Consider the following 22801-nt stretch of genomic DNA (forward strand, 5'->3'; position numbering starts at 1 on the left):
TGTCCGGTGGTAACGGGCTGCCCGATTAGGTTTCGGTGAGCGCGTTCCACTGGTTCGTTCCGGCGGTGATCACGTCGTCGTCGTCGATGATTTCAAGCCGCTGGTAGCCGTTGTGGCGAAGGACTTCGTAGGGATTGTTGCTGCGAGCGTTGTAGCAACAGATCAGCGACCAACGCGAATGCTCGCTGCGGTTTTGGTCGGATCGATGCAGCAGATTGCCATGGAAGAAGAGGGCGTCGCCGGGCTGCATTTCGACATGCAGCAGGGGCAAACGTTTGAGTATCTGATCGACGCGGGCTTCATCGGCACCGGTCTGGCCCCCCACTTTGCCATGTTCCAGCCGCCCCAACTGTTGCGACTGAGGGATGACTTGCAAGCAACCGTTGTCACGGCCGGCGCGATCGATCGCGATGTAGCAGCTGGCCATTCTCGGAAACAGGCAGCCGTAATTGTACCAGTAGCCATAGTCTTGATGCCATTCCCAGGCACCGCCGACGCGCGGCTCCTTGAGCATCAATTTATGATGGTAATGGTAGATCTCTTCTCCCATCAGCGACTGCATCGACCCGGCAACGCGTTGGCAGCGAGCGATGGCACTGAACATGTCGTCGGATAAATGATCGCGCACCGCCAGCACGGTTTGGCCGCCGGCGGCGTCGCTGCGGGCGGTGGCTCCCGATTCGATCTCGCGGTCGCGTCGGGCGATCTGTTCCAACAACTGGACCTCCGGCGGCGAGAGCAGCTGGGAGACCATCAAAAACCCCTCGCGGTCGAAGGTGGCTTTGTCGTCGGCGGAGATCTGCAAGCGGCTGTTCATTTCGAGGGACCTTGCGTGCGGCACAACAAAAGCTGATTACAATAAACGTCTATGCTCTCACGCGCAAACATCCCACGCTATATGCCTAGAAGAATCCTTGGTGGTATCGTAGGCTAATCGGACGTCGCAGCGTCGCCGGGAGCGGCCCCAAGTTGAATCGCCCTATTCGATGCAGCGAAAAATCGCGATTACCGATACACTTGGGTTGCGAACAACGCGAACTTAAAATCTTCACGGACCCTTTGATGGGTGAATAATTGCATGGCGACCGTCGAATCGAACAGCGAAGCCCCGAATACCAAAAAACGTGGAATTCCCGAGGGTTTATGGATCAAATGCCCGGGATGCTTGTCGAGCGTTTACCGCAAAGAGGTCCAACGGCGGCTGAATGTCTGCCCTAAATGCGACCATCATCTTTACGTTTCGGCCGCCGATCGGGTCGAACAGGTCTTAGATGAAGGGACGTTTGAGGCCTGGGACGAACAGCTGCGTCCCACCGATCCCCTGGAATTTGCCGACCGAAAACGTTATGCCGAGCGATTGTTAGCCGAACAGAAGCGGACCGGATTGGTCGATGCCGCCCTGACGGGCACCGGGATGATCCGGGCGCGCCGCGTTGCGTTTGGAGTGACCGACAGTGCGTTTATCATGGGGAGCATGGGATCGGTTGTCGGCGAGCGGTTGACGCGGCTGATCGAACGAGCGACCGAACAGAACCTTCCCTTGATCATTATTAGCGGCTCCGGCGGCGGGGCTCGGATGCACGAAGGGATCCTATCGCTGATGCAGATGGCCAAGGTCTCCGCAGCATTGGCTCGGTATCACGAATCGGGCGGGCTGTTTATCAGCGTGTTGACCAACCCCACGATGGGTGGTGTTGCTGCCAGTTTCGCTTCGTTGGGAGATCTCTGTTTCGCCGAACCCAAGGCGTTGATCGGTTTCGCTGGGCCGCGAACGATCAAAGCGACGATTGGCATCGAATTGCCCGAGGGCTTTCAGACCAGCGAATTCCTGTTGGAGCATGGTTTTATCGATCGGATCGTCGCTCGCGATCGCTTGAAATCGGAGATCGCCCGCGTTATTGACTACTGTGGCAAATAACACTCCTCCTCTCGATTACGAATACGTTTATGGGTCTGCTGGATAAAATTCAATCGCTGATCGGCAAAAAGAAGACGGAAGAAGGAGATTCCGATGCCGCGGCGGTTCCGACAAGCAAGCGGACCAAGGGGAGCAACAGCCTGGATGTCGAAGCCCGCTTTGAGCGGATGCGGTCGGCGGTCTCGGGGACGATGAGTAACTTCATCACCGCGCGGGATCGGCAATACAACCGCGTGGTGGGGCTGAAGCTGTGCGACGCGGAAAAAGTCGCCACCTTCGAAGCCCGTTTCAAAGGGCTCAAGAAACCGATCGAAGGGGAGATCGCTGTGCAAATGCAGCACCCCAACGTTGTGGAGACCTACGAATACGGAACCACCAAACAGGGCCAACCCTATCTGGTGATGGAGTATGTCGACGGCCCCGGTTTGCTGCAGATCATCCAAACGCGGAAAGAAGAGACCTTGGCTGGAAAGCGTTTATCGCTGATCCGGCAGATGGCCGAGGGGATGAAGTACGTCCACGAGAAGGGATTCATTCACCGCGACATCTGCCCTCGCAACTTCATCTGTTCGGCCGATATGGAGCGGGTGAAGCTTATCGACTTTGGTTTGACCGTTCCCGCACTGCCTCCGTACATGCAACCGGGCAACCGGACGGGAACCCCGCTCTACATGGCTCCGGAAATCGTTCGTCGCCGCCACACCGACCAGCGAGTCGACGTGTTCGCCTTTGGCGTTTCGATCTACACGCTGTGCGCTTTCGAATTCCCCTGGCCGGTCAACGACACGACGGGCAAGGCGGCATTGCAGCACGACACGCACCCGCCGACTCCAATCTTGGAGTTCCGCCCCGATCTGAATCCGGTGCTGGCGACGGCGATCATGCGTTGCATCCATCCCAACGTCCAAGACCGGATGCTCTCGATGGAAGCCTTTTTGAGGCAGATCAAAGGGGTGAAGTCGGAGCTGAAAACGGAGACCTAGGACGTTTGGCATGTCGCCAAACACCTCCCCGCACCCGTTGCCCAACCCTGATTCTCGGGCCGTTTCCCTGGCCGGCAACTCATCGCACCACTAGCAATTCGCTCATTCGCTGCAATCGCGCCCCCTCCAGCGGGGCATTTCTGGATTCGTGGTTTAATGTTTGAATCATTTTCTGGCGCTGACTATACTTCAAACGTGCTTCAATATTTGTCCGGTCCAAACCTTGTCTGTCGTCCACATCTCGAACGACCTGACGGGCAAACTCGGTTCGCTCCGTAACGTGTAGGGAAACCTTCCATGACCTTGTTGGGAAAGATATTTTCAGCGCTGATTTTTGTGCTCAGCATGAGCTTCTTGTTGCTTGCGATCATGGTCACGGCAACACACAAAAATTGGCGTGACGCCGCGATCAATCCTTCGACCGGTCTCAAGCAGATGGTCGAATCGAAGGAGCGTGGCATCAAGCAACTGCAGGAATCGCTGACGCGTGCCGAAGTCGCGTTGGCTCACGAACGCGCCGCTCGGCGAACGGCCTTGGCAGCGCTGCAGACCGAGGCGGCGGAACTGAAATCCAACCTGCAAAATGCGGTTAGCGAAGTTCAAACGCTCGAAGGCTTGAAGACCGCGTTGACTCAAGAAGTCAACACACAGACCCAAGAACTGACCCGTCTGACCACCGAGAACTCGGATCTGCGAACTCAGATCCGTAAAGAGCGTGAAGACCGGGATCAATTGTTCTACACCGCAGCTCGGGTCAGCGATGAGCTGAACGCGACCAAGGGCGTCGTTTCCGAGATGCAAGAACGCAACACGCAATTGATCGCACAGAACACCCGCTACAAAGAAGTCATCACCGCCGCGGATATCAATCCCGAAGACCCGATCGATAACGCACCGCCTAAACGCAATGGCGTCGTATTGTTGGTCAGCCAGCCGAGTCGCTTGGTCCAGGTTTCGATCGGTTACGACGAAGGCTTACGAGAAGGACATTTTCTGGAAGTCACGCGCGGCGGCAAGTATCTGGGACGGCTGCGAGTTCGCAAGACCGAACCCAATCAAAGCGTTGCTGAGATCCTGCCCGAACTGCAGAGCGGAATCATGAAGGAGGGCGACCGTGTCGACACAAGCATCAAATAACGTCAAACAGAAGCAAGCGTTAAGCGTCTACACCGTGATGTTGATCTGCAGTGCCTTGGCATTGTTGATCGCCTGCATCCTGCTGTACTACGAACTGAAGGCGTATGGCGATTTCCCATATTGGAACACTCGCGACGCCCAGCCCGCTTCGGCGTCGATTGCCCCCATCATGCGGCACTTCTTGGCTTAGCCAGCTGGCCTATTGCTAGCTATTCTTCCTGCACCGCCAATCGGTAAGCTGTACCGATTGGCAAAGTGGCGACATTGGCAGAGTGCATTTTATCTGCCATCTGAATTGGATTGATTGCGTTGCCTTGCATCGCGTTCCGATCAAATCCGCTAGATGCGAGCGACAACATTTGAGGCCCGCCATTCAGGTCCATCCGCTATCTCAAGCGATGTGTGTCAGGAGGTAAACGTGCCACGTTTATCGATCATTATTCCGCTGCGATCCCATTCCGAAGACTTCGAAACCACGCTGGTTTCCGTACTGGAGAATCGTCCCGATGATTGTGAAGTGATCGTTGCCCACGACGGCAGCTACGAAGACCCCTTTGAGCTTGCCGGCGAAGTTTGTTTTGCTGTCGGCAGCGATTGCTCGCTGTTGAACCTGGTTCGCGCGGGAAGTGAAATTGCCACCAGCCCGATCGTGCACGTATTGGCCGATGGGTTTCAAGCGACGGCTGGCTGGACCGACTACGTCGATGAAACGTTTGCCGACCACGACGTCGCTTGCGCGTCGCCGTTGGTTTGCGACATGGACGATCACGAACTGATCTTGGCCGCTGGTTGGGCCAACCATGCGCTGCGTCTGCGACGGCCGATCGCCAGCGGTGCGACGGCGGTGGGTCGTTTGGAAGCGGCTCGCATCAGCGGGCTGTTTCTGGCAGCGTCGTTCTGGAAAGTCTCGGCGCTGCGACAGCTCCTGAAGGCCCGTTCCGTCGCGACCGCTGCAGACTTCGAAGCCGTCTGTGCGCGGTGGCTCAAAAAGGAAGACTATCAAATCCAGATCGCCGTCGATTCACGTGTGACAACGTATGAGGACGCGCCGGAATTGGAGAGTGTTGGTTTCCGAACCGGTTTCCAATTGCATTGTGCCAGTCCCGCCAGCGGTGTTCCCGCAACCATCGGCTTCGCCATGCTGTCGTGTCTGACACAGCCACATCGGATCAGCAGCTGGACAACGGCGGCGGGTCGGATCGCTGCATCGATCTGGGGCGGAAAACGTCGTCACGCGATCGATCGAGATCTCAAAGCGATCTTGTCCGCATCGATCTCCGGTACGAGTGCATTCGAAGACGAGACGCCGCAGACGCTCGCGTTCCCGGTTGCCTCCGAACCGCTTCGACGAGCCGCATAGTGCGATCCCCCTTCGCGGGCCCTTTGTCGCCCGCGAAGCCGCAACGGACAACCGTGAACCTGGCGACGGCCTCGATCGTCGCCAGCATCGGGTCCTGCAGGCAAAATTCCGTGACGGCCGCCCCCGTCACAAGCAGATCCCTCGACGCGTTGTGCGGCAGCTTGCCAGCAACGTCGTAGTCTCCTGTCGACACGTGAACGTGTTCGCTGCGTCCACGGTGGTCGTCGGCACGTGCGATGGCTGAGTGGACGCTACCAGGCGTCTTCGTGGGACCGCGACAAACGGAGACCACAGCGAAGCATGGATCTGCGGATGACCGCCCCGTACGGTCGGGAAACGCATGCCTGGTCGCAATGCTTATTTATCGTGGGCAATCGTTTCGGCAATATTGCGGGTGTGATCGCGGACGCGGTCGTAAGCGTTCAACGCCGCCAAGAACGCGACGCTGACCATCGGCACCATCGGGTCGGTCGACAACTCTTCGAGGTGTTTACGACGCAGCGATTTAATTTCATCGCGAATCCGCTTCTCTGCCGCACTCGTGGATGCCAAGACATTGCGATTTTCTTTGACCAGCCCATCATGGACCGCGGCAACATACTCCATGATGTGACGGTTGAGTTCTCCCAGGTCGACGCGCTGGGAGTCCAGAAACCGGAAGCCGTCGCGACGCAGTTTGCGGTCGAATTTATCCAGGTTGGCGATGTAGTCGCTGATCGATTCGTATTCATCGGCCAACCGCAATTGCCGCCGTGCCTCTTCCGCTGTCGAATGAGAAACATTGCCCGACGACAGCAGCCCGGTAATGAACTCGGCAACCTCGTCTTGAACGCTGTCCAACACCCGTTCTCGCTGTTTCAAGCGATCGGCAAGCGTCTTGTCGGGCTCATCTTCATTCATCAGCTGCAGCAACCAATCGAGCATCTTCAGGCAGCCATCGCCCATCTTGAGGATCTCCTTGCGCGACTGTTCGATCGCCAGCAAGGGAGTTTCCAGGATCAGTACATCCAGATCCGTCAACCGCGGCTTTTCCTTGAAGGATCGGGACGGAACAGCCCACTCAAGAAAGCGCACCATCGGCGCCACGAAAGGCAAGAACATCAGCGTATTGGCGATATTGAAGACGCTGTGTGTCGCCGCGATCGCCGCAACGACATTTGGATAGGTTGGACTGCCGTCAACCATCACCGCCTGGGCCACGTCGACAGACACAATCGACTGGATGAAACGAATGTACCATTGGAAAACGAACGTGATCCACATCACTCCGAAGAGATTGAAGATGACATGAAAATAGGCGGCGCGGCGGGCATGAGTCGTGGTTCCCAACGAAGCCAGAAAGGCGGTAATCGTCGTGCCGATGTTTTCCCCCAACACCAATGCGGCAGCTGTTGGATAGGAAATCACTCCCTGAGTGGCCAGCGAGATCGTGATTCCAAGCGTGGCCGAAGAAGACTGAACAAGCGTCGTGAGGATGCAACCGACGGCAGCACATTTGAGCACTCCCCAATACGTGTCGGCATTAAATTTGGCGAACCAGGCCTCGAAGTCCGGTACTTCTTTGATCACCGAACATGCATCCTTCATGATTTCCAAGCCAAAGAAAACCATCCCGACGCCCATCAAAAACATCGCCCAGTATCGCCAGCGATCGCCTTTGGAAAACAGATAAGCGAACGCCGAAAAGCCAAGTATCGGCAACCCGTATTTCCCGACCTTCAACACTAAGATCCACCCCGTGATCGTCGTGCCGATGTTGGCCCCCATGATCACCCCGATCCCCTGTGCCAATCCCATCACACCGCTGTTGACAAAGCCGATCACCATGACGGTGGTGATCGAGCTCGATTGAACGATACAGGTGACGATCACACCAACAATGGCTGCAAGAATCCGATTGTTCGTGACGGCACCAATCAACCGACGCAAGCTGCTTCCAGCGACGGCTTGCATTCCGTCGGACATGTTTTTCATGCCCAGCAGGAAGATCCCCAATCCACCCGCGAGCATGCAAATCATTTCGATCACTGAGGAGAAAGCCAAGAGATTGCCGATCAATAATGGAGGAGATTTATGAAGCTTTGATGAAGAGAGCCCAGTTTAAATCTGCCGAACCGTTTTGGCAACGAACCCCAAAGGGAGCGACCGCAGGCGGTTACAAGAACCTCCCGCGAGGGAATGGGACGGTTCTTGCAAAGAGAAATCGCGTCGCGGCCCCACACCGGAGCGTTTTGGACGCGTCAATAAGCCAGCCCCCTGGCGGGGGGCTGAGCGTGCGTGACACATGAGGTTCCCGGCGTCGTAGGTCCGGGAACGCTCTTATAAACAGACTTCCGAAAGCGTCACCGCTTTCACCGCAGCTCCCTTCCGATTACAGACAGAACGACGACCCTCCCGTCAAATCAATCGGTCCGGGGCATTTCGATTCAATCCCCCTGGTCAGGCATTGGGGTAAAGGTTGGGACACGTTCGGATTGCCGAACCAACGCATCCCGTCGGGACGATTTTAAAATCGCTCTTGCCGCAAAGAATTGGACGCCGATAATACCAGGTATCCGAAGCGAGGCTCTTTCATTTTGAATGTCCGCCGACTTCGTTACATCATCCATCGATGAAGCATCCCCTCTCTCTCCGCGAATCACAACGAAGGCAACGGCCCGCGGGAGCACTGCGCGACGTGGGGCCAGCGATCGGATTGCTGTTGGCGGTTGCGTTGTCTCAGGTGGCCCCTGTTGCGATTCGCCCCTTGGCGATGCACGGTCGCGCCGCGGAATCGACATCGCTACTGGCTGCATTGAACGCCAAGGCGTTCGCAGTCGTTAAGCTGCCCACCGTCACTCGGCAGGGAGAGCTGCGACCGCAAGAGTTCAAGTCACTGGACGATGGCTTGGCTCCGATGTTCGCTGCGTCGCCTCGATTTCGTTCGCCATCACTTGCCACAAGTTCTCTGCGATCGATGCCGCGTCGCACCGCGACGCTCGTCGACATGAATGTGCGTTTGCAGATTTAAACGACCCCATCGGTTCGTTGCAAATCTGTATTCACTTACCACACATTCATCTTTTGATAGAGAGCTGTCTCCATGTCTGCGCGCCATAAAACCAACCAAACGAAGAAGAACCCTCGTGGGGCCGAGAAGAGTCCCCACGCGTCCCAACCGGTCCAGTCACCGCCCGGATACAAACATCAAGCACTGCATCGAGTTGCCAGTCTGATTCAACAGTCCGACTATGGCGAAGCTGTCGAAGTGCTACGTGCCGCCGGCTATGACAACCAAGTCCGCAACGCCTTGGGCGTCTGTCTCATGCGGTTGGGGAGATCCGAAGAAGCGGTCGCCGTCTTCCGTCAATTCGTCTTAAGTGCCGATGGAGTCTCCGAGAAGCGAGAGATCTGCAACGCGTACAAACGAAACTTTGCCACCGCACTGTTACTCAAGGGAACGCCCAGCGGTGCGCTGTCGGTATTGCGAGACACGCGAGAACCGGAGCATCCGATGGCCGTTTGCATCTCCACCGCGATTCGCAACTGGGCCGATTCGTTGCCTTGGTGGCCGAGAATCAATTGGAAGATCAACTTGCTCGAACCGGCGAACTGCCATGTCCCAATCGACTTTGAGCCGGGGGAATTGGATTTCGAAATCGACCTACGAAAACCAACGGGACCGTCCAACGGAACGTATGGGCTTGCTGTCTAAACGCTGAACCTGAGGATCCGTCGAACCAACAGATCGAAAGACTCCATCCTTCGCAGTTGCGAACGCGAGGGATGGAGATGTTGACCGTTTCGCCCGCCATCGCCGTGGTCGCGTCGGGCCTCTCCGGGGCGCGACCTACTCGGCTCCCTTCGCGATCAATGCCGATTTAAACCGGCTCCAGAAGTCGGTTTGTTCGGCGTATTGTTCGGGAGGCGTTTCGTTCTTCAGGTATTCGTAGTGATCCAACCAGCCTTGGGCCGCTTTCTGGTAGGAGTAGCCCGGTTTGGTCATCGGGTTGGTGAACTCGGGATCTCCCGGCTCGTAGTGGTGCGAGTAGGCTCCGTTCTCGTCGACAAAAAAGTTGGCGCTCATCAACGGCAACTTCATTTGCAGCTCATGCACCGCACGCTCGCCCCACGACATCCCGGCGGTTGTTTCGTCCCACGCTTGGACCACGTCGGCCGGCGTGGTGCTGTCAGGGAATCGAAAACCGTAGGCGCGTCCCGATTGGGTGAAGCCATCGCGATTGGCGTCGACCTGCGCCGCGCGGGGCAGCAACAGATTGAGCGCCCCCTCCTCGGTCAAATTATCAACGTCGATCGAATCGGCCAATCCGTTGACCTCCTGGACGGTTTTCAGTTGATCCCTCGACAGTCCCTTCAAATACGTTTTCGGGTCGACGTAGCCACCGTCGCTGTAGGCCCCCACCAGCACTTCACCGTAGGCTTGCCGCAAAGATTCCGGCTGCGCCGCGTTGGAGTATTGATCGGCGCGATGGATGTCGAACCATGTTCCCCACGATTCGGTAATCTGATCGCTTGTGATCGGTTCCTCGCTGACCGGTTCGGCCGATGCGTAACCTTGCCGTCCGACCGATTCGAGTATCTGGCTGAAGAGCCCCTGAACTTGACGGTCCTGCTGCAGGCCCCGCGAGTGTTGAGTCAGAAATGGATTTTCAGTATCGACGCGCATCGTTTCCCCCCCGAGAAAAATCACATCGCGCCGCGTGAAGGGGCGCTGGCGTGGGGCGACCGGTCCATTCGACAGCCAGCCACACCTTGAACGGATCGGCAAAATCGGTAAGCGATGAGCAGAGGGGGGACCGAAATTGCTGAAAAAACTTCGGACGATTCCAACTTGCTGCGTCAGAAAAAATTACTGAGCCAGGAAACCAGAGTCGGCAAATCCGTCCAGCCAGGTCGCCACACGCTGCCGCTCAGCAGGCTTGAAAACATCAAACGGTGCAGCTAGCAAACCGGAGCAGATGCCACGCAAATCCAACGCGCACTTGAGCCCCTTCAGGTAAGACGATCCATATTTGCCAAAACCGTACAGCGTTTGCAATTCGATCACGATTGCCTGCAGCCGATCGATCGTCGTTTGGTCTTTCCGTTGCACCGCAGCAAATAGTTCGGTGAACAGCTTGGGAGCCAGGTTGGCACCGCCAGCAACGCCACCGACAGCTCCCAATCCCATCGCCTCGACCAACAGCGCCTCGGGGCCGACCAAGACAGGCCAGTCGGGACGACCAGCGGCCGCCAATTGAACCGCTTCGCCGAGGTATTTCAGGTCGCCGGAGCTATCTTTGAGGCCAACGATGTTGGGGTGATCGATCAGCGCTTCGATCGTCGGCAGTTCGATAGCAATCTTGGTGCAGCTGGGCATGTTGTACAGCAGCAGCGGCAACGGCAAGGCATCGGCCAGTCGCTGGAACCAACCGCGCAGTTCGGTTTGCCCGGCTGGAAAGTAGAACGGCGGCGCGGCAACAACGGCGGCAGCTCCGCTGTCGGCGGCAACCCCCGCCAACTTCACCGCATCAACCAGCGAGGTATCGGTAATCCCGACGTACATCGGAACGCGTCCGTCGATGCATCGGCCCGACTGGGCAATCATCGCACTTCGCAGCGCGACGCTCAGGCTGGGGCCTTCGCCGGTCGTCCCGAGCACGAACAGCCCGTCGACGCCCGCAGTCAACTGGTGCTCGATCAGCCGTTGCAACCCGGCGTGGTCGAGCGCGTCCTGATCGGCCAATGGTGTAACCAACGGCGGAACAATACCTTGGATCTTCATCGCTTTCTCCCGTACGCTACGTCACCCCCTACTCACGAGGTTCGCCTTGAGAGGCAGGATGGTTGACGCCCTGGAGTCTAATGCAAATCTATAGACCTGCAAGGGACGCGATCCGGCGACGCGTCAGGGCCGAACCACGCGGCGGAGGTTCGCAAGCAGCGCGATGCATCGAAGAGAGCACTGATCGACTTTGAGCCAATGGCCCGGAGCGGCTCGCGAGCGACTTGGGACCAAGTCACCCGCGGCACAAACGGCAAGCGTCTCGAAGCCCCACGGAGCTTCGATCGACGGTGAACCTAATGAGGGTACGCACGACTGGCTGGCGAGTGGTCATCGTCGCTGGCCAGCACCGCCGCGAGCCCGGCAAGCCCGGCCAATCCACTTAGCCCGGCCAATCCACTTAGCCCGCCGAGTCCGCCGCCACTGCCTCCCCCACCACCGCCGCCCCCGGAAGTGAAACCGCCGCCGCCCAGCGAAGCAACTGGCGAAAGCTCTTCTTCACCCGCGAGGACCTCTTCTTCGACAAGGATCTCTTCCTCGACACAGCAGCCGCATGTATCGACATGTTCGATGCACGATTCAACGATCGTGATCACAGGTGTGGGGCAGATTTCGCAGATCATCGGCGGACAACCGATCACGCTTGGAACCAATGGACCTTGCATGGCGACGAGCTTGATTTGCGACGCGCCGCGATTTTCCGCCGAACGCTGGGTGCTGGCGACCGCGTCGAATCCGAACGAACCAAAGCCCGCCGCCCCCGACGCGATCAATCCGTAAGCACCCGGTTTTAAGTTGACGACATGGAACCGTCCCTCGCGATCGACCGTGGTTCGGGCGACGATCTGATTGGCTTGAACCAAAATCACATTCAAACTATCCAACGCTTCGACATCTCCAGCCATGGTCGCTGGCAAGCGAAGCTGACCTTCCAAATCTCCGTTGGCCGACAATTCGACGCGGCAGCCGGTCCGAACATCGGTCACCGCACTCGTTGCACTGGCCAATGAATACCGTTGCATCCGTTGGGAGCCCGTGGCCACCGGCCCGTAGCTGCGGACCATTCGCTTGGACAGATCGCGATCGGCCGCGGCCATCGATATCCGTAGTTCCGATTGGGGAAACAAGGTCGCGGGATCCGCCCCGCCGCCACCGAGAACATGGACGGTGTAGCTGGCGAGCCCTTGTTTTCCGTAGGCCACCAGACCGTAGACGCCCACCCGCGCATCGGCGATGCGGAACTTCCCCTGTGCATCGGTTCGCGTGCAAAGACGTTTCTCAGGATCGGCCAACGGAACCAAGATCACTTGGGTGTCCGCGACGCCCAAAGATTCGTCTCCGTCCCCCATCGCGACCCATCCGGTCAGCGCCCCCTGAGCATCGAGAGCAACCCAGTGCTGGGCCGGAAATTGCCCTGGGCTAGGGAGCGGTTCGACGGCCGCGGCACTCGAATTGAGCATCACGAGCAACGCCGTCACGCCGGCTCCGATTGCCAATATTGGAATACGAAATCGCATGTTTAAAAACTCCAAGAAGTTGCCGTTTTGAACCGACGAGCCCCACAATCGAGCCGCCCGCACGAATGATCACACATGCCCACAATGAACACACATACACCAACGTTATCGAGACTAACATCCGCTTGCAAGCAACGGACAATAATTTCCATCCCGGTGCCCTACCAACCAACTGGGGAAGCTAGGGGGATCTGGGTGGATCAAAACGTCACAACAAAGCCAAGAAAACCTGTGTATTCCGCGTAAAACACGCAGCCTCACAACCGATTCGACTGCCAAGAACGGCGCGTTTCCGGACCCGTTCGCGGAGTTCCCTCCAGCGATCCCCCGCTCCGCGAAGCGCGGTGATTCCGACTGACCTAAGTTCCCATTGCGGCAAGGCAGTGACAGCAGAACAGCGGTCTCCCCGACCGGTTCTCAACGCAGCGATCGAAGGCGTTCGGTCGGACAACGTCGCCAGCAACTCACTCAACCCCGGTGATACAACAGTGAAACAAGCCCTCCAGAATCGAGCCCGCCGAGGCGTGGCAGCGGTTGAAATGGCAGTCGTCGCCCCAACGATCTTGCTGATCGCTTTTGGCGTCCAGGAAGTGACCGCGGCAATCCATCTGCAGCAGACGTTGACGATTTGTGCTTACGAAGCGGCGCGCGTTGCGTTGCAGCCCGACACGACCGAAGCCAACGTGAAAGCGACGTGCGACAAAATTTTGCTGACCCGCCAGGTCAATAACGCGACCGTGCTGGTGACCCCCGCGGACTACCCAACGAAAGCTTACGGAACCGAGATCACGATCAAGGTCAGTGCCGAGCTGTCGGGCAATAGTCTTGGTCCGCTGTTGGTACTGTCCAACCGCACGGTCGTGGGCGAAGTCACCGTGATGAAGGAGCATGGATCATGATTGTGAATCCAAAAACGTCCTCGCGGCGGACGAATCCGACCGCGGTAGATCGTCGAGGCAGCGTGTTGGTTCTGATGAGCATTGTTCTGCCAATGATGCTCATCCTGGCCGCCTTTGCCATCAACTCCGCCAGCATCGAATTGCGCCGAACCGAAATGACGATTGTCAGCGACATTGCAGCGCGTGCCGGCAGCCGCGAACTGACGATGTCGAAAAGCGAAGAGGCGGCGCGGCGACGCGCGAAACAACTGGCAAAGCGAAACAAGGTTGGCAACGTTCCACTGACGCTAGAGGACAGCGACATTGAATTTGGGACGGCCATGCGTCAGGGAACCGCGCGTTACGACTTCACCCAAGGGACCCCGCATCCCAATTCGGTGCGGATCTTTGCCCGTCGCAAAACGGGCTCGGCCGACGGCCCTTTGTCGCTGCCGTTTCCTGGAATTTTGGGGCACCATGCGGTCAACAGTGAACAGCACGCGATCTCAACTCAGGTGCTCGTCGACATCGCCTTGGTGATCGACCGATCGGGATCGATGGCATACGCATCCAACGAACCGGCGGTCTATCCCCCCTCCCCAAGTTCGGCTCCCGAAGGCTGGGACTTCTGCGACCCTGCTCCCCCGATCTCCCGCTGGCGCGACATGCTCGCCGCAGTGGATGTTTTCACAACCGAGATCACCAACTCTCCCACTGACGAACGTGTTGCGGTGGTGACCTACAACGGTTCGGCGACTATCGATCAGCCATTGACCGCGGACTTCACCAAAATCGCCACCACGCTCGACACCTACACCCAATCGTTGTGTGCCGGAGGGACAAACATCGGCGGAGGGATTGGCCAGGGAATCGAAGCATTGATCAACCGTGTCGAGTCGCGGACCGGTGCCAGCAAAGTGATCGTTGTCTTGACCGATGGGATCCACAATCAAGGGACCGACCCGGTCTCCGCTGCGAAGCAAGCCAGCAGTGGCGGTGCGATGATCTTCAGTGTGACCTTCTCCGACGAAGCGGATCAAAACCGTATGCAGAAGGTCGCCGAAAAAGGTTATGGCAAACACTTTCACGCCCAGAACGGCGACGAACTGAAAATTGTCTTCGCCGAAATCGCGAAACGCATGCCGACGTTGCTGACCAAATAACCCACCTTCCTCCCGCGAACACCCACCCCGCCATGAACTTACGTCCTTCTCGCTACGAACGTTGCAAGCTTTCGATCCTTCGATCGCGTCCACAGACACTTCGCCGCGGTGCGTATGTGGTTGAATGCGCGGTGATCCTACCGATCCTCTTGATGCTGATCTTGGGTTCGATTGAGTTTGTGCGGATTTCAAATATTCGCCACGCCATCGACTCGGCGTCTTACGAAGCCTGCCGGAAAGTGATCGTTCCCGGAGCGACGACTTCGGAAGCAAAAGCGAAGGCGAACGAGATCTTGAATCGCTACGGGCTTTCGGTCGCAAAGATTCAGGTCACGCCCGCGGAGATCCTGGAAACCACTCCGGAGGTCACCGTTCTGATTACAGCCAAGGCGGCGGAGAATGCGTGGTACCTGACCAAATATACCGGTGGCAGCGAACTGTCGGCCGAAACGGCGTTGCTGACCGAACGGGCCGCGACAATCGTGGCTTCCGCGATCGCGACCCCGCCACCCCCCGAGCCGGAGCCCACTCCGGAACCCGAGCCGAATCCAGACCCCACTCCAACTCCTACGTCGGACCCTGAACCCGAGCCTGAACCCGAGCCGACTCCGGAACCAACACCTGCCCCGACGCCCACGCCGGCCCCAACGCCTACGCCCACTCCGGCACCGCGTCCGACACCGATGCTCTGATCCGCGGTACCGCCGGCGCCGTCATTTAAGTGCCGCTCGGGGCCCCTTCTATTGGATCATCCAGTTCCAGCGGCCGCGGTAACCCTCCGTTCGCCGCTGCTTTCCTACCGCTTTCCCCCAAGCGGTCCCGCCCAGCAATGTGACAGCAAGCCCCCTTAAAGGCAACGCAAGGCATCCTTAAGCAGACAATGAGGGATAGATTGATATCTTTCCAGAAAATCCCGGATGATGGCTGCGGGATTTGCATGGTCTTCACGCGTTCTGATCCGGGACCAGCTTGGAGATAACAGCCGCTGCCACGCGTTGGATTGCGACCGACATCCTCGCTGGTTCTATTTCTTTTCTTCCAACGCTGTTGGGAAACAGAGGGTTCACACCCTACCGTCGCATTCGGCGTGCAAAGTCGGCATCGCGGACCGCTTCAAACCCCGGCAACATTTCCGCCGCGTCAAGATTGGGGACCAATAATTGCGACAACACGCAATCGGTCTGCTGGGCTGAATGACGCAGCCGATGCAACCACAACGACTGCAACGTGCCCAACGCATCGAACATGTCCGGACGCAAGCAAACCAGCACCGAATCGCTGATCTTGCCATTTTCGATCGGGTTGGCCGCATTTGCACTCATCTGCCGCAGCAAGCTGTCACGGATCGCGGCCATTAACAGCCAACCTTGCGTTTGCCGGGTGCGTGCCGCTTGGTCGCAGCCATCTTCAGCAAATGAGAGCGTCCGTTCGAGAACGCTGCCGTAGCGGGCCGCTTCGGGAAAGACTGCCGCCACCTGGCCGACCAACACATCGGTCCAACGTTCGACCGTCTTCCGCAATCGATTCAGCCGTGCCACCGCTTCGCTTGACGCACCACGTTGGCTGACCATCACTCCCAGCACTCGATTCCGAGCTTCCAGATGACTGACATGGACACTGTGGACCACCGGATAGACCTCGGGTTCGGCAAGCTTGGCATCCAAACCGTGCCCCAGCGAGGCATAAACGCGGGTCAGGATTTCGCTGACCAAAATTTCTTCCAACGTCGGCAACTGGTTTTCCCACCACGCTCGCAAGCCCGTGAGATTGCCAGAACGCTCGAATTCGCGATGCAGGGCGAGCGTTTGGTGCCAGCGGGTCGATCGATTCCGCGACGCAATCCAGTAATCTTGCAGGGCGGCGGCCGGAATCGAATCCCCGTCGGCCAGCAAACGTGGTCCGTGAATTGCGAGCGAGGCAGCCAGTTCGGCCAGCATTGCAGCGTGCATGATTTGGGTTGCTTCCGCGAGGTGCTTGTCGTGAATTCGTTCAGGCCCGATGCCCGAGCGGATCTGGAACAATGCAGAAGCGATGCCAACGACTGGGCCACCGGATCGGATTCCCAGCCACAGATCGGCAAAACACTAGTCAAAATCGTTCGGAGAGCCTTCGATCATGGCGTCCCCCGGCGCGGTGGCGTCGCGAATTGACAACACCACCGATCGCACGCACGTCGCCTTTTTGCAACACCTGCGGATAACCGCAGCTTCGCCTGCTTCGGCTGCCGCGGAGATTTCGCAACGTATACTCGCAACAGACAGATCGTGACTTCGAGGCAACGTCGTGGTCGGGGCAACGTCTGATGATTCAACTGATTCCAAAATCCAGGGGGCAGATTCACGCCTGAATCTGTGTAATTTTTTTGATGTTCGACGACATCGACAGGGACATCGATCCCAAACCAAATAACGTTCCAACCATCCTGATCGCCGACGACGACCGTGATCTCGTCGCCGCGATGACGCGCCGGATCACGCACTTGGGCTTCCGCGTGACAATCGCCCACGACGCATTGTCGGCTCTGGTGCTAATCAAACGCGATCGACCCGACATGATCGTGCTGGACATCCACATGCCCGCCGGAAACGGAATGTGCGTGCTGGAAATGCTTCGCAGCGAATGGGCTTGGTCGCGAATTCCTGTCGTCGTCGTCAGCGGCGCCGCCACCGCTCCGATGATCCAACGTGTCCGCGATGACAACGCGCACTTCGTTCCCAAGTCGACCGGCATGTGGCCCAAGCTGCAGCATCACATCACCCAAACGCTCGCTCCCCCGATGCCGGAACCGGTAACCGTCTGATACGACGGCCGACGCATGAGCTTTCCGTCCTGCGGTCCGATGACTTGTTGAAATGCAACCAGGCTTGATAAGCTAGAAATTCCGCGCAAGCGCTAGCGCGATCCCATTCCTGGTCCGGCAAATCTTTCTAGCATGACATCGACTCCTCCCCCCCTGTGGATCGGCTCTATCAAAGTTGATCCGCCGATCCTGCAAGCACCGATGGCGGGGTTCACCAACTATGCCTTTCGCCAGATCGTCCGCGAGTATGGGGGTGTGGGACTGCACGCCACCGAAATGGTCAACGCCCGCGGTTTCGTCTGGCTCGACGAAAACGAAGCGGAACACCCGGATCGATTGTGGGGCGTTCGCGAAGAAGCCCGCCCTCTGGCAGTTCAGATCTGGGACAATCAGCCCGAAGTGATGGCCAAGGTCGGCAAGCGGTTGGTCGACGATTACCAGGTCAGCGTGGTCGACATCAATTTTGGTTGCCCTGTGAAACAGGTGACCGAAAAAGCGCACAGCGGCAGCTATCTGCTGAAGCACCCCAAGACCATGTTTGAGATCATCCGCCGTTTGGTCGAGGCCTGCGCCCCTACGCCGGTGACCGCCAAGATTCGCTTGGGCTGCACTCGCAATAACGTCAACTGCGACGACATCGCCAAGGTGGTCGAAGAAGCGGGCGCTGCGGCGTTGACCGTCCATGGACGCACCGCGCAAGACTTCTTTAGCGGCAGCGCCGACTGGGACCGGATTGCCGAAATCAAACAACACCTGCGCAACATTCCATTGATCGGCAACGGCGACCTCGACAGCGCCGACAAAGTGGTTGCTGCGTTCGAGAATTACGGTGTCGATGGGGTGATGATCGCGCGGGCGTCGCTGGGCCGACCATGGTTGTTCGCCCAGGCGCACGCCGCTTTACGTGGCGAACCGGTTCCTCCAGAACCCACTTTGGAACTGCAGCGCCAATGCATGCTGCGGCACTACGACATGATTGTCGAGCGGTTCGGCGAAGCCAAGGGAACCGTCTTGATGCGTAAGTTCGCCTGCTGTTACGCGCAAGGCAAATTCGGCGCCCGGCACTTCCGAACGCACGTCGCCCGGGTCTCGACCGCTTCGGAATTCTACGGGGTCGTGGAAGAGTATTTCCCTCGCGATCTCGACGCCATCGAAGCCGCCTCACAATAGCTGGCGGCGTATCAACGGCCCACCATCGCTTTAAAGAATCCTTTCCAGCGATCCACAGCGGTACTTTCGCCAGTATGCATCGAGGGCGCGTTTGACGACACCGCTGAGCAAAAAGACTCCCAGCAGATTCGGTAGCGACATGCCGAGAATCATCAGATCGCTGAATTCGAGGATGTTGGTCGCCGTGACGATCGAGCCGAGGAAGGTGAAGGAGACGAACAGCAGTTTGTAGAGGACCGAGGACCGCGTTCCGAACAGTCCGACCCAACAGCGCTCTCCATAATACGACCACGAGATGCAGGTCGAAAAGGCGAACAGCACCACGGCGGCAAACAGGATGTAACCGAACCAATGGAATCCGCTGCTGCGGAAGGCGACCAAGGTCATCCCGGCTCCTTCTTTATGCTCGACCATATGCGCCAGTCGAGCGCGCGCTGCGTCGACTTGGGTTTCGATCGGTTGGTCGGGATCGACAGATCCCAAAACCGAAGCCACAACCGTTTCGGGCGTATGGGTTTCGACAAACGCGAACCTATCGGGCGAATCCACGTCTTGAATGTGTGGGTTGTAGGTGCCACTGACCACCAACACGAGGGCGGTCACCATGCAGACGACCATCGTATCGATGAACGGTTCCAACAACGCCACGATCCCTTCGCTGACCGGTTCGTTGGTCTTGGCGGCGGAGTGGGCGATTGCCGCCGAACCCACCCCCGCCTCGTTGCTGAAGACCGCGCGTTGGATCCCCATCACCAACACAGCCATCGCTCCGCCCGCCAACGGCGCGTAGGGTTCAAACGCACTCGACACGATCAATGCCAAGGCATCGGGCAGCGCCGAAACGTTTTGAAACAAGATCCACAACGCCGCCGCAAAATATGCAAAACACATCAAAGGGACGATCTTCGATGCCACGCGTCCGATCGACTGAATTCCCCCGATGATCACCACACCAACGGCCAACGCCATCACCAACCCGTAGACCCAGGGATAGCTTTGCAAAAAGACGACATCCGTTTTGATCGCCGAAAGCGATTGGCTGACCTGATAGGCGTTGCCGCCGCCAAAGCTGGCACCGATGCAAAGGATTGCAAACAACGTGCTCAGAAAAATCCCCAGCCAGCCGAGCCGCATCTCCGCCAGACCAGCTTTCAGGTAACGCATCGGGCCGCCCAACGTATGTCCGTCGGAATCGGTTGTCCGATACAACTGACCCAACGTGCATTCGGCGAACTTGGTGCTCATCCCGAGAAAACCGACGACAAAGATCCAGAATGCAGCTCCCGGGCCGCCGATTCCGATCGCAACGGCGACGCCGCCGATGTTTCCCAGTCCTACCGTTGCGCTGAGCGCCGTCGCCAGCGCCTGGAAATGAGAGACCTCGCCGACGTCGGCGGGATCATCGTAGTCCCCACGCGTCAGCCGCAGCGCATGCCAGAATCCACGGATGTTGATGAACATCAAGCGGAGCGTCAGAAAGACTCCCGCGACCAACAGCCAGGCAACGACAAAGGGAACTCCGGTGCCAAAGTCATAAAAGAACAAGGTCGCCAACGGTCCAACCAACTGTTCGCCAAACCAAGTATCGACGGCGACCACCCAGGCCGCCTTCTTGGACACGACCGCCGGCTCCGGCTCGGCATCCACCTCGACGAACTCCGCTGCCGCCGCCTCGGCGGCGGCCACTTCGGTCGCGGATTCATCCTGCCCCCACGCCAGCCCCGTGAGGCTGAGGGCCAATAGCAAGGTCGTGACGGGAAGGCGGAAGCGATGATCTATGAGCGACATTTCGTCGAGCTCCTTCAGTGGAAGAGAAACACAGGGCGGGGCGAAGCAGTCCGGAGGCGTTGGCTTTCGGAATGCTATCGTATCGTAGGCGTGGGACAAAAAAACCCATGCGACGGAATTAAGTGGAGGGCCTTAACCGTCCAAGCCTCCCACGGGAAGGTATCGATACTGACCTCCATTCTCCGTGGCAAGGCCACGCAGAAAACTGTCTCGCGGCGGTTCGAGGTCGTCGCCAAATTCAATCGTGTGGATCGTCGTGCCGCTGCGTTGCGCACGGGCGCGGATCTCCTGCAATTGGGCCCCATTAAGGCGTGGGATTCGCGCATCGGTCAAAAAGAAGATCACGTCGGGACTCATCCGCAACGCCATCAACAACGCATCCATGTGCCGCGTCCCCCCGAAAGCGGTCATCGCGCGAACGTACTGTTCGGCGCTTCGCTTGGTCTGATCGTCGCCGTTGAGCAGACGCACCATTTGACCGCCGGGGATGAATGCCCGCGGCTGATTGTTATAGAAGATGATCTGAAATTCTTGCTCGGGCCCCAGCGATTGGATGCTGCGAACCAATTGCATCTTGGCGGCCATCAACGGCCGACCACCAAAACCGTTCATACTTTCGGAGCGATCAAAAACGTACACGAACCGGCTGCCCGTCCCCGAGATTCCAAAGACTTCGGTCGTATGCTGCGACCCGCTGGGACCAAGGTTCATACTCGGTTTCCCTGCCGACGCAGCGGCGGCTTGCAACGCATCGGAATCGCCCGAACCACCCGATGGAAGCGGGGTGTCGAGGGCCGCGGCCAACAATCCGTCGAGATCCAGCGGTGGTGCAGCGTCGGCCGGTAGCGCCGCTTGCGACCCTTCTCCCGCCGCAGCTGCCGGCGGTGCAGCGGCGGAATCGGACGTCGAAGCCGTTTCCGCCGCCATCTCGTACTCCGTGCGGTCGGGCATCCGATGCACGATCGCAATCCCGACGGGCCGATCGGGAGCCTCACCGGTACCCTGCGAATCCCGCCCCAGCAACAGCGCGAGGCTGACCAGTAGGATCCCATGCAGCAGCGTCGAAAACATCCACCCCGGGAATCCGCGATGGGGCGGCGTGAAATCGTCGGGACGGTACGCGGGCGTCAAATCCATTACCTCCGCGGAAATCTATTCGACCACACTTAACATCACCTGTTCGATTTGCGGAACGACCGCTTCGATCGAATGCCTGTCACACACATGCTGCTTCGCCTGGATCGATTTCGCCTGCGCCGATTCGGGCTCTTCGGCAAATTGCAAAATCGCCGAGGCCAACGCCCTGCTATCTCCCGGCGGAACAAGCTCGCCAAAGGTGCGATCACCAAACAGCTCGGGGGATCCGCCGGCGGTGGTCCCGATCACGGGCACGCCCAGCGCCATCGATTCGAGCACCACATTGGGCAAGCCTTCGTACAGCGACGGCACACAAACCAGCTGGCACTGAGCAATGATCGGCACCGCGCTGGGCCGCTGGCCAACAAAATGGACCTGTCGTTCGAGCTTCAGTTCGTCGACCTGCGCGGCTAATGCCGAACGCAACGGCCCATCCCCGACCATCCACAGGTGTAAACAATCGAACACAGGATGATCGCGCAGGCTGTCGATCGCCTCAATCAAAAAGCGGTGGCCTTTCTCTTCACTCATCCGCCCCACGCAGGCGATGTTGACGTCGACCGGATCGATCACCAGATCCTCGGCCCCCGTCGCCGCTTCGCGTTGGATCGCCTGAAGATCGATCGGGCTATGGATCGTTTGAAAGCGTCGCCGATCGATTCCGTAATAACCCGCTGCTGCATCGGCCACCGCTTGGCTGACCGTCACGATCGCGTTGGCGCGACGATATGACCGCGCTAACAGCCATCGCTTGACCGCAACGAATCGACGTTCCACGGAAGGCACATCGCGATCCGGGGGGCTAACAATCGTGGCGACGCGACCGCATTGCAATCCTCGCGTCGCCGGATACGCCAGCATCGACATGTGAAACGTACGGTCGTACACCAGATCGATCTTCCGCGACATGATCTCATCGCGCAGCGAGCGCACCTGCATCCGGTGGATCGTCCCCGGAAGACTCACCCGGGGGCAACGGTGGTGATCCCAAAACGAGAACACTGGCACGTCGTCGGGAACTTGGTCCAACAGACTTCCTTGGCGATAACACAAAAACAGATGCGGCGTGAATCGTTGCCGATCGAGATGCCGCAAAAGATTTAGGGTCTGACGTTCGCTGCCGCCACCGTCCATCGACCCGGCCATCAGCATTACTTTGTACGGTCTTGCCATGGGCGGCCTGTCA

General features: G+C 58.3%; 21 protein-coding genes. 12 read left to right on the top strand and 9 right to left on the bottom strand.

Features of this window, described 5'->3' with window-relative positions; genetic code table 11:
* Window positions 1-25: 25 nt before the first annotated feature.
* Complete coding sequence (locus Poly24_RS24965) at window positions 26-817, bottom strand: phytanoyl-CoA dioxygenase family protein (RefSeq protein WP_145102002.1); 792 nt, start codon at window positions 815-817, stop codon at window positions 26-28.
* Window positions 818-1078: 261 nt separating this feature from the next.
* On the opposite strand from Poly24_RS24965, the gene accD reads away from it, so the two are divergent.
* The 5 genes from accD to Poly24_RS24990 all read left to right on the top strand — a co-directional run bounded on the left by accD (window position 1079) and on the right by Poly24_RS24990 (window position 5398).
* Window positions 1079-1918 carry an acetyl-CoA carboxylase, carboxyltransferase subunit beta gene (accD, locus tag Poly24_RS24970; protein WP_145103503.1) on the top strand — a complete coding sequence of 280 codons (840 nt, stop codon included), beginning with the start codon at window positions 1079-1081 and terminating at the stop codon, window positions 1916-1918.
* Window positions 1919-1947: 29 nt separating this feature from the next.
* The gene (locus Poly24_RS24975; RefSeq protein ID WP_145102005.1) at window positions 1948-2901 is read left to right on the top strand and encodes a serine/threonine-protein kinase; all 954 of its coding nucleotides are present in this window, start codon (window positions 1948-1950) and stop codon (window positions 2899-2901) included.
* A gap of 297 nt (window positions 2902-3198) precedes the next feature.
* Window positions 3199-4038 (top strand): hypothetical protein, encoded by an 840-nt coding sequence (locus Poly24_RS24980; RefSeq protein ID WP_145102007.1) that lies wholly within the window; start codon window positions 3199-3201, stop codon window positions 4036-4038.
* Complete coding sequence (locus Poly24_RS24985; protein ID WP_145102009.1) at window positions 4016-4228, top strand: hypothetical protein; 213 nt, start codon at window positions 4016-4018, stop codon at window positions 4226-4228. The genes Poly24_RS24980 and Poly24_RS24985 overlap by 23 nt, the downstream gene beginning before the upstream one ends.
* A gap of 228 nt (window positions 4229-4456) precedes the next feature.
* Window positions 4457-5398 (top strand): glycosyltransferase family A protein, encoded by a 942-nt coding sequence (locus tag Poly24_RS24990; RefSeq protein WP_145102011.1) that lies wholly within the window; start codon window positions 4457-4459, stop codon window positions 5396-5398.
* A gap of 357 nt (window positions 5399-5755) precedes the next feature.
* Here Poly24_RS24990 and Poly24_RS24995 read toward each other — a convergent pair whose 3' ends face one another.
* On the bottom strand, window positions 5756-7417 hold the full coding sequence (locus tag Poly24_RS24995) for a Na/Pi cotransporter family protein (protein WP_145102013.1): 1662 nt from the start codon (window positions 7415-7417) through the stop codon (window positions 5756-5758).
* Between the two features lie 592 nt (window positions 7418-8009).
* Between Poly24_RS24995 and Poly24_RS25000 the strand changes: the two genes are divergently transcribed.
* A complete protein-coding gene (locus Poly24_RS25000; protein ID WP_145102015.1) occupies window positions 8010-8408 on the top strand; it encodes a hypothetical protein in 399 nt (132 codons plus the stop codon).
* A 72-nt stretch (window positions 8409-8480) separates the two neighbouring features.
* Window positions 8481-9092 carry a tetratricopeptide repeat protein gene (locus tag Poly24_RS25005; RefSeq protein ID WP_145102017.1) on the top strand — a complete coding sequence of 204 codons (612 nt, stop codon included), beginning with the start codon at window positions 8481-8483 and terminating at the stop codon, window positions 9090-9092.
* 135 nt (window positions 9093-9227) lie between these two features.
* Here Poly24_RS25005 and Poly24_RS25010 read toward each other — a convergent pair whose 3' ends face one another.
* The 3 genes from Poly24_RS25010 to Poly24_RS25020 form a co-directional block, all read right to left on the bottom strand.
* Complete coding sequence (locus Poly24_RS25010) at window positions 9228-10064, bottom strand: hypothetical protein (RefSeq protein ID WP_145102020.1); 837 nt, start codon at window positions 10062-10064, stop codon at window positions 9228-9230.
* Between the two features lie 183 nt (window positions 10065-10247).
* Window positions 10248-11162: a dihydrodipicolinate synthase family protein gene (locus Poly24_RS25015; protein ID WP_145102022.1), complete on the bottom strand. Its 915-nt coding sequence runs from the start codon at window positions 11160-11162 to the stop codon at window positions 10248-10250.
* 296 nt (window positions 11163-11458) lie between these two features.
* A complete protein-coding gene (locus Poly24_RS25020) occupies window positions 11459-12679 on the bottom strand; it encodes a peptidase associated/transthyretin-like domain-containing protein (protein ID WP_145102024.1) in 1221 nt (406 codons plus the stop codon).
* A 488-nt stretch (window positions 12680-13167) separates the two neighbouring features.
* Here Poly24_RS25020 and Poly24_RS25025 point away from each other — a divergent pair, with 488 nt between their 5' ends.
* From Poly24_RS25025 to Poly24_RS25035, 3 genes are read left to right on the top strand one after another with little or no spacing between them, the layout of a single operon-like run.
* Entirely contained in the window at window positions 13168-13578 is a 411-nt protein-coding gene (locus Poly24_RS25025) for a TadE/TadG family type IV pilus assembly protein (protein WP_145102026.1), read from the top strand.
* The gene (locus Poly24_RS25030; protein ID WP_145102028.1) at window positions 13575-14720 is read left to right on the top strand and encodes a vWA domain-containing protein; all 1146 of its coding nucleotides are present in this window, start codon (window positions 13575-13577) and stop codon (window positions 14718-14720) included. The genes Poly24_RS25025 and Poly24_RS25030 overlap by 4 nt, the downstream gene beginning before the upstream one ends.
* Before the next feature lie 32 nt (window positions 14721-14752).
* The gene (locus Poly24_RS25035) at window positions 14753-15412 is read left to right on the top strand and encodes a TadE/TadG family type IV pilus assembly protein (RefSeq protein ID WP_145102030.1); all 660 of its coding nucleotides are present in this window, start codon (window positions 14753-14755) and stop codon (window positions 15410-15412) included.
* Between the two features lie 378 nt (window positions 15413-15790).
* Here the strand turns inward: Poly24_RS25035 and Poly24_RS25040 are convergent, their stop codons facing one another.
* Window positions 15791-16669 (bottom strand): hypothetical protein, encoded by an 879-nt coding sequence (locus Poly24_RS25040; RefSeq protein ID WP_145102033.1) that lies wholly within the window; start codon window positions 16667-16669, stop codon window positions 15791-15793.
* A gap of 416 nt (window positions 16670-17085) precedes the next feature.
* Between Poly24_RS25040 and Poly24_RS25045 the strand changes: the two genes are divergently transcribed.
* Together Poly24_RS25045 and dusB are read left to right on the top strand one after the other, a co-directional pair.
* Window positions 17086-17520, top strand: coding sequence for a response regulator (locus Poly24_RS25045; RefSeq protein ID WP_145102035.1), 435 nt, complete (start codon window positions 17086-17088; stop codon window positions 17518-17520).
* Window positions 17521-17652: 132 nt separating this feature from the next.
* Window positions 17653-18690 (top strand): tRNA dihydrouridine synthase DusB, encoded by a 1038-nt coding sequence (dusB, locus tag Poly24_RS25050; RefSeq protein WP_145102037.1) that lies wholly within the window; start codon window positions 17653-17655, stop codon window positions 18688-18690.
* A 30-nt stretch (window positions 18691-18720) separates the two neighbouring features.
* On the opposite strand, the gene Poly24_RS25055 is transcribed toward dusB, so the two are convergent.
* From Poly24_RS25055 to Poly24_RS25065, 3 genes are all read right to left on the bottom strand, one after another.
* On the bottom strand, window positions 18721-20478 hold the full coding sequence (locus Poly24_RS25055; protein ID WP_145102039.1) for an alanine/glycine:cation symporter family protein: 1758 nt from the start codon (window positions 20476-20478) through the stop codon (window positions 18721-18723).
* 132 nt (window positions 20479-20610) lie between these two features.
* Window positions 20611-21615 (bottom strand): vWA domain-containing protein, encoded by a 1005-nt coding sequence (locus Poly24_RS25060; RefSeq protein WP_145102041.1) that lies wholly within the window; start codon window positions 21613-21615, stop codon window positions 20611-20613.
* A gap of 15 nt (window positions 21616-21630) precedes the next feature.
* A complete protein-coding gene (locus tag Poly24_RS25065) occupies window positions 21631-22788 on the bottom strand; it encodes a glycosyltransferase (RefSeq protein ID WP_145102043.1) in 1158 nt (385 codons plus the stop codon).
* Between the last annotated feature and the right edge of the window lie 13 nt (window positions 22789-22801).

The sequence above is a fragment of the Rosistilla carotiformis genome, from assembly GCF_007753095.1.
Classification (GTDB): domain Bacteria; phylum Planctomycetota; class Planctomycetia; order Pirellulales; family Pirellulaceae; genus Rosistilla; species Rosistilla carotiformis.